The 13803-nt window shown below is 40.2% G+C and carries 15 protein-coding genes and 2 pseudogenes; 3 read left to right on the top strand and 14 right to left on the bottom strand.

The window, feature by feature from the left end; translation table 11 throughout:
• Nucleotides 1–384 precede the first annotated feature (384 nt).
• Both V7L29_RS16510 and V7L29_RS16505 read right to left on the bottom strand, forming a co-directional pair.
• Nucleotides 385–549 (bottom strand): annotated as a pseudogene (locus V7L29_RS16510) (MerR family transcriptional regulator); the annotation flags it as partial.
• A 21-nt stretch (nt 550–570) separates the two neighbouring features.
• Complete coding sequence (locus V7L29_RS16505; protein ID WP_334736164.1) at nt 571–834, bottom strand: hypothetical protein; 264 nt, start codon at nt 832–834, stop codon at nt 571–573.
• A gap of 301 nt (nt 835–1135) precedes the next feature.
• Between V7L29_RS16505 and modD the strand changes: the two genes are divergently transcribed.
• Nucleotides 1136–1987, top strand: a complete 852-nt coding sequence (gene modD, locus V7L29_RS16500; protein ID WP_334736163.1) for a ModD protein — start codon at nt 1136–1138, stop codon at nt 1985–1987.
• 104 nt (nt 1988–2091) lie between these two features.
• Here modD and V7L29_RS16495 read toward each other — a convergent pair whose 3' ends face one another.
• A complete protein-coding gene (locus V7L29_RS16495) occupies nt 2092–2496 on the bottom strand; it encodes a hypothetical protein (protein WP_334736162.1) in 405 nt (134 codons plus the stop codon).
• Nucleotides 2497–2499: 3 nt separating this feature from the next.
• A complete protein-coding gene (locus V7L29_RS16490) occupies nt 2500–2691 on the bottom strand; it encodes a hypothetical protein (protein ID WP_334736161.1) in 192 nt (63 codons plus the stop codon).
• Between the two features lie 305 nt (nt 2692–2996).
• Between V7L29_RS16490 and V7L29_RS16485 the strand changes: the two genes are divergently transcribed.
• Nucleotides 2997–3206 (top strand): TOBE domain-containing protein, encoded by a 210-nt coding sequence (locus V7L29_RS16485; RefSeq protein ID WP_334736160.1) that lies wholly within the window; start codon nt 2997–2999, stop codon nt 3204–3206.
• A gap of 612 nt (nt 3207–3818) precedes the next feature.
• Here V7L29_RS16485 and V7L29_RS16480 read toward each other — a convergent pair.
• Together V7L29_RS16480 and V7L29_RS16475 are read right to left on the bottom strand one after the other, a co-directional pair.
• The gene (locus V7L29_RS16480) at nt 3819–4592 is read right to left on the bottom strand and encodes a HesA/MoeB/ThiF family protein (RefSeq protein WP_334736159.1); all 774 of its coding nucleotides are present in this window, start codon (nt 4590–4592) and stop codon (nt 3819–3821) included.
• 129 nt (nt 4593–4721) lie between these two features.
• A pseudogene (locus V7L29_RS16475) lies at nt 4722–5132 on the bottom strand (GTP-binding protein); the annotation flags it as partial.
• 318 nt (nt 5133–5450) lie between these two features.
• Between V7L29_RS16475 and V7L29_RS16470 the strand changes: the two are divergent.
• The gene (locus V7L29_RS16470; RefSeq protein WP_334736158.1) at nt 5451–6491 is read left to right on the top strand and encodes a class I fructose-bisphosphate aldolase; all 1041 of its coding nucleotides are present in this window, start codon (nt 5451–5453) and stop codon (nt 6489–6491) included.
• 109 nt (nt 6492–6600) lie between these two features.
• Here the strand turns inward: V7L29_RS16470 and V7L29_RS16465 are convergent, their stop codons facing one another.
• From V7L29_RS16465 to V7L29_RS16430, 8 genes are all read right to left on the bottom strand, one after another.
• Nucleotides 6601–7014: a hypothetical protein gene (locus V7L29_RS16465; protein WP_334688318.1), complete on the bottom strand. Its 414-nt coding sequence runs from the start codon at nt 7012–7014 to the stop codon at nt 6601–6603.
• 451 nt (nt 7015–7465) lie between these two features.
• Nucleotides 7466–8131: a helix-turn-helix transcriptional regulator gene (locus V7L29_RS16460; protein ID WP_334736157.1), complete on the bottom strand. Its 666-nt coding sequence runs from the start codon at nt 8129–8131 to the stop codon at nt 7466–7468.
• Nucleotides 8132–8190: 59 nt separating this feature from the next.
• The gene (locus tag V7L29_RS16455) at nt 8191–8670 is read right to left on the bottom strand and encodes a hypothetical protein (RefSeq protein WP_334736156.1); all 480 of its coding nucleotides are present in this window, start codon (nt 8668–8670) and stop codon (nt 8191–8193) included.
• Between the two features lie 337 nt (nt 8671–9007).
• Nucleotides 9008–9505 (bottom strand): hypothetical protein, encoded by a 498-nt coding sequence (locus tag V7L29_RS16450; RefSeq protein ID WP_334688315.1) that lies wholly within the window; start codon nt 9503–9505, stop codon nt 9008–9010.
• Nucleotides 9506–9895: 390 nt separating this feature from the next.
• Nucleotides 9896–10513, bottom strand: coding sequence for a superoxide dismutase (locus V7L29_RS16445; protein ID WP_334688314.1), 618 nt, complete (start codon nt 10511–10513; stop codon nt 9896–9898).
• A gap of 138 nt (nt 10514–10651) precedes the next feature.
• A complete protein-coding gene (locus V7L29_RS16440) occupies nt 10652–10816 on the bottom strand; it encodes a hypothetical protein (protein ID WP_334688313.1) in 165 nt (54 codons plus the stop codon).
• Nucleotides 10817–11020: 204 nt separating this feature from the next.
• Nucleotides 11021–11533 carry a hypothetical protein gene (locus V7L29_RS16435; protein ID WP_334736155.1) on the bottom strand — a complete coding sequence of 171 codons (513 nt, stop codon included), beginning with the start codon at nt 11531–11533 and terminating at the stop codon, nt 11021–11023.
• A gap of 303 nt (nt 11534–11836) precedes the next feature.
• Nucleotides 11837–13390 carry a YcjF family protein gene (locus V7L29_RS16430; protein ID WP_334736154.1) on the bottom strand — a complete coding sequence of 518 codons (1554 nt, stop codon included), beginning with the start codon at nt 13388–13390 and terminating at the stop codon, nt 11837–11839.
• Between the last annotated feature and the right edge of the window lie 413 nt (nt 13391–13803).

The raw sequence follows: 13803 nt of genomic DNA, 5'->3' as shown, positions 1-13803 counted from the left end.
TCTAAGTAACTCAAACGGGTCGCTAAATTTTACGTACTTTCAATAATAGCTAGAAATAAACTTTAAGACTTCTAAAGCATCTGATTTTAATCAAAACACTTAACTCAATAGCTATTTCAATGAGCAACTACTCGTTTAATGACGAAATCAGCCTAGTAAAAGAAACAGAAGATTTGGCAACAAGAGCAATGAAGTTGGAATTAATTCCTTCATTTGTTGTTCATCACTTTCCTAATAGCTGGGCATTCTATATCCCTGATCAAAATACTTCACCCCTTCTTACACCGGAAGAGGCATATCTGAAATTGATAAAATTAATTAAATCTTCTTCATATTCACTATAAAATCAGTCATACTCCTAACCCCCATAGTGTACCAAGATTTCTACAGCGTGGCCACGGGAAACTGTAATTCTGTAAGATATAACTCATTATCTTGCTCCTGTCCAGACTTGATGTATAACTCTCGTTTTGAATCCACAATCTGATAGCTGTTGGCTTCAATCCACTGCAAAACTGCTGGGTAGGCTGAAGTAAGCGTTTTGTAACTACCGTGATGAACAGATGTACACTAAGAAACTTTCGATTGCTGCCATAGAATGAGTTTCAATTCAGAACAGTAGCAAGCCTTATTAATGATTTGGTGTTCGTGTTCAGCTATCCAATCATAAATTTGTACAGCTTTTGCTAATGCCACTTGTTCTGAACGATAAAGCCGAGGGGTGGGGCAGTAGGCTTGGCCATTGATATGTATAGCTGCAATCTGCCAATAATCGCTCTCTGGTACAACTTCTAAAAACCCGTTACTGTAAGGCTCGATTATTCCTATGTTCATCTACAACCATCAAACTTTCAACGAAGGACATAACAAAGCTGATGCCAGCCAATTCTTGCGAGTCAAAGCAGGAATCACCAGGAAATGCAGTAGCAACCCCCATTAATCATTTTGTGTTCGTGGTGAATGGAAATCTGAATTATTGGTCACTTTTTGGCTAGTTTAGGACTTACGCACAAGAGATCCCCCAACTATTTTGGAGAATAGTAGTGATTATTACAATTCTTGCAACTGAATGAGATTAGGTTTAGTGTAAATCTTGGTTGAGCTTATATATTTGTAAGCTGATCACAAAACTAAAATGAGTGTTTTCTTTTCAGATGAGGCGATCGCTAGGTTAATTCAGGAAGATGTTCCCTACCTAGATTTGACAACCTACGGACTTGGCATTGGCAAGCAACCCGGTAAAATCGAGTTTTCTACCCGTCATCCGATGACCATTTGCGCTACTGAAGAAGCAGCCAGAGTATTAAAATATTGTGGTGCTGAAGTTCATTATCAAGTGGAAAGTGGTACAGTCTGCCAGGAAAAGCAATTAATTCTTCAAGCTAGTGGCACTGCTCAAGCTTTGCACAGTGGCTGGAGAGTTGCTTTAAATTTGATGGAATATGCTTCCGGCATTGCTTCGCGTACCAGAGTATTAGTAGATACTGCCAAAACAGTGAATCAGTCTGTTTCTATTGTGACCACTCGTAAATGTTTTCCAGGTACTAGAGCGCTTTCCATTAAAGCAATTCTAGCTGGCGGGGGCTTTTTTCATCGCTTAGGATTATCTGAAACAGTTCTGATATTTAACCAACACCTGATATTCCTGGGAGGTATAACTGGGCTAATTGAGTGCATGAATGAACTACGACGACAGTTTCAGGAACAACGTATTTGCGTTGAAGTAGATACACCAACAGATGCGATGATGGTTGCTCAAGCAGGTGTAGATTTAATTCAGTTTGATAAAATTCCCCTACCAGACCTTAAGCCTCTGGTTTTGAAGTTGAAGCAGCAGTATCCGAACTTAAAACTAGCAGCGGCTGGTGGTATTACCTCTGAAAATATAAAGGATTATGCTAGCACTGGTGTAGATATTTTAGTCACAAGTTCACCGTACTTTGGTAAACCGTGCGATATTGCAGTCAAAATGACGATGGCACAATAATGCATTTTTAATTTAGTAATATCCTAATCATTAGCAATCAAGCTGTGGCACAACTAACAAAAGTCATTTCCTGTTAATTCCCGAAACTCTTGCTGCGGATAGCTTTAATATAGTTTATCACTCACTTCCTTGGACAAAACGCCAGGAAACACGCTATTGGCTCTACTACCACTTTCAAAGTAGTAAACATCAAATAAGTTCTTGATATTCAGCCCAACTCGCCAGTTGTTACGGCGATAATAAATGGCTGCATCAGTTCGCACATGGCTAGGTAGCTGAAAAGTATTATTTACAGACAAGTTGTAATTAAATTTATGTTCAAAATTGTATCCAAAGCGGGTTGTACGGCGATTTTGTACTTTATTGTCAGGCTCCCCGACAAAACGGCTCAGAGGAATTTTAACATTAGGGTTGGGTAATACAGTTCCTACTGCTGGAATTCTATAGTCAAAGGTTTGGTTTGCTTCTAAATATTCTCCTTCCAATGTTAGCTTCGTATTTCTACCCAACTGTCAATCAATTACACCCAATACAAAAGGACGCTTACGGTAATAATAATCTATGAAGCTATTAGAAGTTAAGTAGGAAGTGTTGAAGCGAAAAGTACACTTCATAATCAGCAAAAAATATCGGCTGATCAGAAATGGGTCGCCTTTTTCTTTAGCTATCAGTACTGCTATTTGCTTGATTAAGTAATTAGACATGAAAGATCGTCTATTTTATTTGCTTTTTTTGCTCTAGTTTACCACTTTAAGAAGCGATGGCCTTATGTCATTGTTACAGAGTATTACTTTGCAGTTGTGCATCAACCAAAACAGTTTTTAATGAATACTCTGCCAAGCTATGACTATTCCACTATCAACTTTTTCGCTATCTTCTAATCCAAATTTTATATCTAAGTTATTCTGTAAGACAGAAGATAGCATCCCACTAAATGAGGATAATCCAACAATCTAATATCTGTTAATATTATCAAGTAAATTATCTTCTAAATCAAGAGGATCAAAATATGGAAGTTAGCGCTCGTAATTCCTTAAAAGGAACTATTAAGAAAATTCACCCAGGAGCAGTTAATTCTGAGATAATATTAGAAATTGTGGCTGGGGTGGAAATAACTGCAATTATTACTAAGGAGTCGGTAGAGCATCTCCAACTTCAAGAAGGAAAACAAGCGATCGCTGTCATTAAAGCTTCGGATGTCATAATTGCTACAGAATAGCCCAAATGAGTCAATAAGTTGTGGCGATCCGCTTATAGAGCGATCGCTACGATTATCCAACTATTTTGCTAAAAATTGTAGAAGACTCCAAAAAATAAAGTGCACGACTAAATAGCCAACATTATTGGTAATATCATTGCAATACGATTTACATATCTATCCTCAAGGGTGATCGCTAACTTGAGGGAAAGTTTTGGTATGTAATAACTCCACAGTTAAACTCGAAAGGTATCTACTAGCATCAGCCGCTTTGCAGCTACGCACTTTCAGACCAATTATCCTTGCAATCAGAATTTTTATATTTTCAAAATCCCAACTAGCTTTAAGAAGTTCTAAAGAGAGCATCCCAAATGTGTAAAAACATAATTTGTCATTGCGAGCGGAACGCAGTGAAGCAAAGCAATCGCGACATCTGTACTTTGCGATTGCTTCATTCCGCTTCGCTTTATTCGCAATGACTTGTAACGATTTTGGTAAATTTGCAAAATTGGGATGCTCCCGTTCTAAACCATAGTTGTGGACAAATCGCTTAAATCTGTTATTACCACGGATTTGGGAAACTTCCTTTTATTTAATTTTAATTCCTGCTTGATAGCATACATAACTAAATATTTATAAAGATGTTGTTTGCGAATTTTTCCAGCAAGGATGGTCACCACACACTAGACATGAAGGATCATGATAAGAATGTCGTTTGGCAAATTCCATTCGCATCAAGTCGATTGTCAGCAGTTGTGACAATAGGGGTTGACTAAACTTAGTTATCAGCTTTATTACCTCTAATGCACTAAGACAAGCTAGTGTTCCAGAAACAGCACCGATAACCGCGAACCCATGCCGATTCCAATCCGGCTTTTCTGGGAACAAGCATGATAGACAAGGAGTGACACCAGGAATAATCGTCGTCAGGTAAGCTTCCATTCCGTCCATTGCAGCTTCCACCATTGGTTTTTGCCAGCGCACGCAAGCTTCATTAAGCAAGTTCCGCTCTGTGAAATTGTGGGCGCAATCAACAGCTATATCAGCAGATTGCACTAAAAAGTCTACATTATCCTTTGTAACGTAATCATTAACTGCTTCCACCCGAATATCAGGATTAATAGCTTGCAGAGTTTCTCTAGCTTTGAATACTCTTGCCTTACCTACCCAATCATTTGTCATCAGAACCTGACGATTTAAATCATCTAGCCGCAAGTTACCACCCCGAACTAAGATTAGCCGCCCAACACCTGCTACTGCCAAATAAAGCGCTGATGTACCGCCTAATCCCCCCACACCTGTAACCAAAACCGTTGCGGACTTCAAGCGCTTTTGTGCTGCCTCTCCAAAATTGGGAAGCATCATTTGGCGGTGATAGCGTTCTAACTCGTTGGGTGTTAAGTTCATCGCTTTTTACCTCTTTATCAGTCGTAGAATTTATCACCTAGTTGGTAGGAATTATTGTACTAGTCTATACACTTTGATGATTTATTACTTGTAAAGTTGGTATTTATTTCAGGTACTAATAAAGGTTTTGACTGATACTACACCAGCACCAATCCACTGAAACCGTTCCACGATTTTGTCAGCTTGACGGCGACGCTGGCCATCGATGAGTTTTCGCGCTTCGTCTCCCAATCGCAGAGATTGCAAAAGAATGTTATCTGCTACCAAATCTTCGCCCTCAGCCCGTAAAACAGCAGCTGTCCGCCGCAGCAAAGGAACAATATCCGGTTCTGGCTAGAAGGTTTCACCAGTTTCTAGTTGTGCAGATTGGGGATTAGCAGCGATTGCCACCACATCATTAGTAGCAATAAATCCCCGTACCCGTTGACGCAATCTCGCGAGGATGGCTTCTTTATCTTCATCTGTATATAAATCAGTTTTGTTTAGCACCAAAAGCGATCGCTTACCAATTTCTGCCAACCCCCACAGCGGCTCAAATTCTCAGCGGATGTTTGAAAAGTCGCAAAGTATACTAAAGACTCTGCTTTCATGCTAACTATTGAAAATATATGTCAATAATCAAAATACACATAAAATAATTGCTCCCATCAACAGCTATCCGATCCATTCAGCCTTTCGAGACTTTGGCATAATCAGAAAAAATGCGGGAGAATGAATCTCCCACAAGCAATGCTGACATAGGAGGTTATAGTATCTATACAAAAATAATTTAACAAATTATTTAAATTATTGCAAATTATTTGCAATAATAATTTCAGATATATAGCGATCGCCAAAACCAACCAAGGGATGATTAACATGAGTACATACGCGCAGGAATTGAGAAACACCGCCAAGGCAATGGTTGCTCCTGGTAAAGGTATCCTGGCAATGGATGAAAGCAACGGTACATGCAACAAGCGATTTGAAAAGTTAGGTATTCCCACGACAGAAGAACGACGACGTGCTTATCGGGAGTTAATTTTGACAACTCCTGGTTTATCGGAATACATCAGTGGAGCTATTCTCTATGATGAAACTATCAGGCAGTTTTCTCAGGCTGGGGTTGCTTTTACGAAGGTGATGCAAGATGCGGGTATGATCGTTGGTATCAAAGTTGATGCCGGAGCTAAAGACTTAGCAGGTTGTCCAGGTGAAAAAGTCACCGAAGGATTAGATGGTCTAAGGGAGCGCATTGCTGAATATTACAAAATGGGCGCACGTTTTGCCAAATGGCGGGCCGTGATTACCATTGGAAATGGTATTCCCAGCGATACTTGCATTGAAGCTAATGCTCATGCGCTAGCTCGTTATGCTGCTTTGTGTCAGGAAGGAGGACTTGTACCAATTGTAGAGCCGGAGGTCTTAATTGATGGCGACCATACAATAGAAGATTCTTACGAAGTAACAAATGAAACATTAGAAGTAGTATTTAATCAACTGCGTCTGCATAAAGTTAAGTTTGACCAGATGATACTTAAACCTAGTATGGTGATTTCTGGCTTGACTTGTCCCAATCCGGCGAGTGTAGAGCAGGTAGCAGAAATGACTATTCAATGCCTACTCAATAATGTACCTGTTACTGTTCCCGGAATTGCTTTCCTTTCCGGTGGACAGAGTAACGAACGCTCAACGGAACATCTGAATGTGATGAATGCTAAATTTGCTTCCCAGTGTCCTTGGTCTGTTACTTTTTCCTATGCCCGCGCTATTCAGCAACCAGCTTTAGAATACTGGCGGGGTAATGATGACAAGATATCTGAGGCACAAAAATTACTCTATCATCGAGCGAAGTTAAACGGAGCAGCCAGCCTTGGTCAGTACAATGCAGAGATGGAAAAAGCACCGACTTTGGTCTGATGGTTTAATTCATCAGTTTTTAGCGACTTTCCTCGACATCAAGACAGAATTGTAGCGGTATTTGGGAAATAGTGTTTATCTATCCAGTACCGCTATTTTATTTACACTATTAGTTGCTTGGTAGAGTTGCTTCGACTTGCTCAAGAAACTTAAGTGCTTGTTCTTTGGATTGCATGATGATTTCAGACAGCACATCTTCCCGACCAAGAGCTTCATAAAACTTGACTAAATCTTGAAATGCCGCATAGAACGCACAATATGCTTGCGTCCGAAATTCCATTGGTAACTTACTAGCCTCCATTATATCTGATGCACTGCTTTGGGCTTTGAGCAAGTAAGTTTCCGCTTCGATTAACTGTCCCACCGCCAAGTGACAATTAGCAAGATTCTGACATGAAAGCACATAGATATGAATTGCCTCGGAATTACTTAAGTGGGAAGTTGCTTCCTGCAATACTTCCTCTGCAACAGCCAATGCTTTTTCATAGCAGGCGATCGCATCGTAGTATAACTTCACTTGCATCTTACTGTTTCCTTCCTGGATGTGGTTTTTCCAAACCGGATGGACTGTGTTCAGGTTTATTGGAGTGCTGGACATGATAAGTAAGGATAAAAATGAGTTGGAGAAAGCCTAAAAATCTTGATTCTCTCAAGAACCGCGATCTTTAATATTTCTTTAGGGGCATCAATACTTACAATTTACAACAATTGCGAATTAATATCAATAATTTGAAAATGCAACATCCACAACTGCGCCGCCTTACTGACTCTTAAAAGCCTTTCACAGCCCTGTTTTTCGCTCTTGCAACATATAAAACAAACACCTTCTTCCCCCTTACACCCCTACACTCCTACACCTCACACGCTCACACCCTTGTGTTTCTTAAGATCAAGCGCACTGGCGGTGTACTACCCGCTACGAATGAAATAAACAGCTTCTTTCCCTACTCCCTACTCCCTACTCCCTGTGTTTCTTAGGAGTCAAGAGCTTGATCAAAGACAGAAACACGATAAGCGCAGCGGCGATCGCCACTTAAAATATGTTCGACTCGTTCAATGTTAACTGTAGAACCGAGTAATCTTGTGAAGACTTGTAATTCTGAACTGCACAGTTGAGGACACTTTTGGGCAGCAGTACAAATTGAACAGTGATTTTCTACTAGCAGAAATTCATCCGGTGACTCTTCAATCACCTCTGCCATATACCCTTCCTGAGTACGCAAGCAAGCAAGCACAGCCACTCGTTCCTGCCATAAAAGACTATCTGACATTTTGGCTGAATAATTTTTAATTTGAGTTTGGGTGCGCTGTGCAATTAACGTCTCTAACCCATCCATCCCAAATACTTGAGTTACTCCCTCAATTAGATTCACCACCAAGTCAGTGTGATGATTAGGGAAAAAATTCATGGCTTTATCTGTCAAATACCACAGCTTTAGCGGACGACCTACAGCTTGACGTTCTTCTGTATAAGTTACCAATTGCTCATCTTGCAGAGTTTGTAAATGTTGACGAATTGCCATTGGTGATACTTGCAACTGTTGAGCTAAATCAGCTGCCGACTGTTGTCCTTTCATTTTAAGTAAATAAAGGATTTGATTTTTGACTTTTACCCGCTCAACTGTAGCAAATTCATCCATGCTAACTGGATAGACTTTTATTGAATGTCTACCTAGATTAACGCAATTTTTAAGAAATTTTAAGTGTTTGGCAAGTGATTTTGTGCTGTCCACCCCAACAAAAGACCTAGCCATGCCAATGCGGTTGAGAAAATAATAAACTTTAACCTGCCCCAATGTCTCACTGTTAACACCATCATGACAGTAGAATTGATTACAGTTATTAACCCAATGGCAATTGGTTGGTAAACTGGCAAGTGGGATTTTACTTCATGAATGAGTATAGTTATGGCACTGCTTATTAACCCTGAAGTCAAGGCTATCAGCAGATTCTGTTGAAAATAATTCTCTGTAGTGTAGTGTATGTTCGAGTTATCAAAATTTGCTAAATGCCAATGGTAAAAGAGAATTCCTAAACCCCATAATCCAAAATTAATTCTCAAGTTACCCAAAGCAAATCCGAGAATTGCATAGATTAAAACTGTGATGCAACTAAGAGAAATAACTCGATTAATTTTGACAAATCGATAATTTTGATAAGTATAATGAAATTTACGCATATAGCGATCATATTTTATTTATGAGAATTTAAAGTTACAGATCCCCGAAGGGATCTTGTTTCTCATTGCATCCTTATAGCGTTTATTTGTAAACATGTAATATATTTGTCCCCCCAGTTACTGTACAGTCACAAATTAAATGGCATTGCGACAAATTAGTGTCATTAAGTTAAGCTTTATTTACTTTAGACTTGCAACAATTTGTTTTGATGTAGCCTGTAATTTTCCAATACTGATTTTAGGCTGAACGCAATCTTATTCCAAACTTCACACCCTCGATGACACAAAGCAAGGCATAGCGACAAATAAACAGTAACTGTGCAAAATTTCTGTAAAACTACAAAATACTCGGCCAGGAAAGAGTCAATAGGATGATTAAATTGCTTGACCAAAACAAAAGCAAGAGCCACAAAACACTATTAATCAACCTGGGGTTTGCTTGAGAGAAATGAGTGGCTTTGATAAATTGCTGCTCATGCCAAAGTTGCCAAACTCGAAATGCAGTGTAGAGTGTACCAATGAGCACTACTAAACTTGGAAACAAAACCCTACTGACTACTCTTTCGGTCACAATTTGGATTACAAGAACCAGCAAATACAAGCCAAAGATTTTACGAAGTTGAGGATATTTAAACCAAACAACAAATGCAATCGTAGGAAGAATAAGTCCAATTGCGATCGCCAACCAGATCCAGACTCGAATAAATCTCACCCCAGCATCGCTGTAGTTAATCACTTGACTAATTGGTAATACTTCAATTGAGGTAAGCCAACCCACAAGTACCACTACTAGAGTTGCTAGCAGCACAAATATAAATGCTATTCTCCAAATCATTATGTTCTCCGAGTCATTATCTGAATTACTACGAATCCAGAAGATGATTAATTCGTTATTTTAAGTTAAGTAGGTCGGCGTAAATATTTGTAGTTAAGGAAAACAGGAGGCAGGAGTGAAAAAGGTTTTAGCCTACTTTACATAGTTTGGTTTTATTGTGCCGACTTACTTAAAAGTTTGGTTTATCCCCCTTACCTAGTTAGTACCAGGTTGAACCCTCGTAAATTTGCCAGGGTATTATTATAGAGAATCAGTATTATATCATGTCCGGCAACCTGAGTAAAAAATGTTCGTAGTCAGGACTGAGTATTTTCAGAGTTTGCTACGCAAACATTACAAACCAAAGTTTTTATTATGGGTATTTTACCGGACATGATATTACTTGATTAATTAGAGACTAGTTGATATGGCTAAACGGTTGTTCACCTCGTTCCAGTTAACTGTATTCCACCACTGTTTGAGATACTCTGGACGACGATTTTGATAGGTAAGGTAATAAGCGTGTTCCCAAACATCGTTGCACAGAATAGGATAATGACCTTCAGACCAAGGACAATCTTGATTAGGTCTACTCGTCACCTCCAATTTACCTTCAGCAGTCCGAACTAACCAGACAAAACCACTGCCAAATTGCTTGGCACCAGCATCATTAAACTGGGTTTTGAAGTTTTCAAAGTTACCAAAAGTTTCGTTGATGACTTCTGCAATGGCTCCTGTGGGTTCACCACCGGCATTAGCAGCCATCAGAGTCCAAAATATGGAGTGATTAAAATGACCTCCACCATTATTGCGAACTGCATTACGAACTGCTTCTGGCAAAGTGTTCAATTCCCGAATCAATTCCTCTATGCTTTTATTTTGTAAATCTGGATAGGATTCCAGCGCAGCATTCAGGTTCTTAACATAGCCACCATGATGAAAATCATGATGAATCTCCATTGTTCGTGCATCAATGTAGGGTTCTAAGGCATCTGTAGGATATGGCAGAGGTTCCAAATTGTATGGCATAAACTCTTTTTCCTCTCAATGATATTTGATAGATTATTCTATCAAAATTATTGATAGAATAATCTATCAAAAGTTATAAAGCTTACTTTATAGGCTTTTGAGCGATTTTATAGATGCGTACTCCTACAAAGAAGCAAACTACGCTTTGCGTTGCAGCAGGCTAGTGCGTCGGGCGCGTAAATAGCGCAAAGTCGAGCCAGTTCGTTGGTGGGGTTCCCTCACTTGAAGGAACTGGCGTTGAGCGGCGGTTCCCGCCAGTTGGCGCAGCCCGCCGCAGGCATCTGAACTTTTCAAGACAGGCATTATAACTTTGCAAGACGAGCAACTATTTAAAAACACGAAAAAGCTTATTCCGTAATACTTTTGACTTTTGAATGAGTGACTTTTGACTTCACGGCGGTACTAGTGGGCCTAAAAAAACTGAAGCAGGAGTACTTCAAAAATACACCTGCTAAAATGGACATAATTTTACTGATAATCGACATTTGATTCCTAACAAATAATTAGTTATTGTCCGGGTTTTACACGCTGCCCCGTGAAAGTGATCGTCCCCGTTATTGAGGCATGATCATTGAGTGGATCTGCATTGAGAGCGAACTCCTTCAGTGTTGCTGTTGCTTGCACTATCCCATTTTTGGGATCAAATGTCGCACGAAGATCGCCTCTGGCAATTGCACCTGCTAACGTCGCTGTTGGGTAAATGAAGTTTAGTATGGTGGCAGTAATCTGTGTGGAAGAGGTACACTTCCAACTGCCCTGTGAATTACCATAAGGTTTGACAAGAGAATCACCACTTTGGTTTGAAGCACTGGCAAAAAAGTTACCATCTTGGGTGAACGTTACAAGACTACGATACGAACCGAAGTTACCAGAGGTAGTCGTGAGGTACGTGCCTGTCACAATTGGGCGACAATCCGTTATGGGGTAAGCTAAGACTCTAGGCAAATTCACGAAAAAAGTAGTTGTGAGTGCCAACAGTACACAAATCGTTAACTTAACAAAAGCATTACGAGTTTTCATTATGCTCCACCTGTTTATCAGTATATAAACTTATTAAACACGACGCAGCACATCAGCAGAGAATCCGGTGAGTAATTATGAATTTTATTCAATATTGAGGTTGAGCCGAGATAGCTACAAATTTTGAAATAGAAGCTGAAAAAGGTTATCCTACTTATGTTTTATAAATTGCTACTTTCTTATACGCAATGCTGTTTTAGGTAACAAAAAATCAAGGTTTTTAAGCACATTTTACGAAAATAAGAAGGATTTTTATAATAGTGGTATAGGTTCATGGATGTGGACGGTCTTCAATCGCATATTCTAGCCCTTAGCTTCCGTATCTTCATCAACCACCTCAGATTTTTCTGTTAACGGCTTCACCACTCGCGCGATCGCTTCTTGAATAAAAGCCTTGATAAATTCATCTCTACGATTAATTTGAAACTGTCGCTGGACAACTTCTGTCATCCCACCATCACCCCAATCTTGGTCATGACGAAAATATTCAATAAAACTTTTACCAGCAATTCGTGTTAAATAAGCTGCTGTCACGCCTTGAATAGCCCTACCAATAATAAAGGTGGCAACATTAAGCTGCAAAGCTGTAGATAATAATTGAATCGCTCCCTTGACAATGCCTAAACTGGCGATGGTTTTTGCTAAAGAAAGGGCTAACTCTCGTCCCCGTTCCATATTCAATTCACAGCCGTACACTCTGCCAATCTCTACAACCATTTGAGCATTAACAGCGGCTGTCGCTAATAAATCTACAACTGGAATCGGCGTGACTGATACTACACCAGCACCAATCCACTGAAACCGTTCCACGATTTTGTCAGCTTGACGGCGACGCTGGCCATCGATGAGTTTTCGCGCTTCGTCTCCCAATCGCAGAGATTGCAAAAGAATGTTATCTGCTACCAAATCTTCGCCCTCAGCCCGTAAAACAGCAGCCGTCCGCCGCAGCAAAGGCACAATATCCGGTTCTGGCTGGAAGGTTTCGCCAGTTTCTAATTGTGCAGATTGGGGATTAGCAGCGATCGCCACCACATCATTAGTAGCAATAAATCCCCGTACCCGTTGACGCAATCTCGCCAGGATGGCTTCTTTATCTTCATCTGTATATAAATCAGTTTTGTTTAGCACCAAAAGCGATCGCTTACCAATTTCTGCCAACCCCCGCAGCGGCTCATATTCTGAGCGCCGTAAATCATTATCCACCACAAACAACAGTAAATCTGCTTCTGTTGCCAGTTCTCGCGCCATTTGTTCCCGTTCCGTTCCCGCCACCCCTGCTTCTAAAATCCCTGGCGTATCTGTAATTAAAATTTTGCGTTCTAATCCCTTCAACCGCAGACAATAGGTTTCCCCAACTTGAGTTGTACCCATCGGTGCATCGACTTGACCGACCATGCGTCCCATAATTGCATTAACTAGGGAAGTTTTGCCAGCACTCCCCGTACCAAATACCACTACTTGAATTTCACCCCGTGCTAAGTTTGCTTCAATCTCTCGCGATTTACTTAATAAAGCCTGGCGTGCTACTTCATCTTGAATTTGCCCTACCTGTTGCCGCACAGCCTGTAGAGTTGTAGAAGCAGCGTCAGATTTAGCAGCAGGAATTTGCGCCGCAGTCACTCGCTTTACTTGGCGGCGCGATCGCTTTTCTCCAGACTGAATCACCAATACATAATAGACAAAAGCGGCAACCAACGCTCCGATCAGGACAATCAGCAGCAACAGCAGCAAATTGCCTAGCAACGGTGAATAGGACAATTGCCAGTAGAGGCGCGATAAGGAATCAATTAGCCATAGGGCTAGCCCCAAAATGACGATCAGACCAACAATCAGCGTTATTATGCGTGATAGAGGCATGGTTGGGAAAGATTAGTGGGTATTCAGTAGGCAGATGCTTCTAATCTTAATAGTTTCAGTATTTTTTACCAGAGTAGTAAGAAGGAGCTTTTGATAAACCAGCAACGCTCACTCCATTTTTTGCGTCTATGAAAGCCAAGTATACAAGTGAGAGTGAAACTTCAGCCTTTGAGCCGATCATAATTAGAAAACTGAGTAGGAGCGATCGCGCCCAGCAACAATCATAAAAGCGATCGCCTTGTAATACTATGCTTATCAGATTGTGGTAAAAAAACATCAGGGTAAAATTACTTGTCAATCTGAGTTAAATCGAGGTAGAGAGTTTGCGTTAGCTCTACCGATTTCTTATCCTTAAGCTAGTAGCTTTTGAAATTTTATTCGTTCATTATGAAGCTCGCGTGTTCTAATCTTTT

The sequence above is a fragment of the Nostoc sp. genome, from assembly GCF_036916575.1.
Classification (GTDB): Bacteria; Cyanobacteriota; Cyanobacteriia; order Cyanobacteriales; family Nostocaceae; genus Nostoc.
The sequence above is the reverse complement of the archived record's forward strand: the minus strand, read 5'-3'. Positions and strand labels throughout refer to the sequence as shown.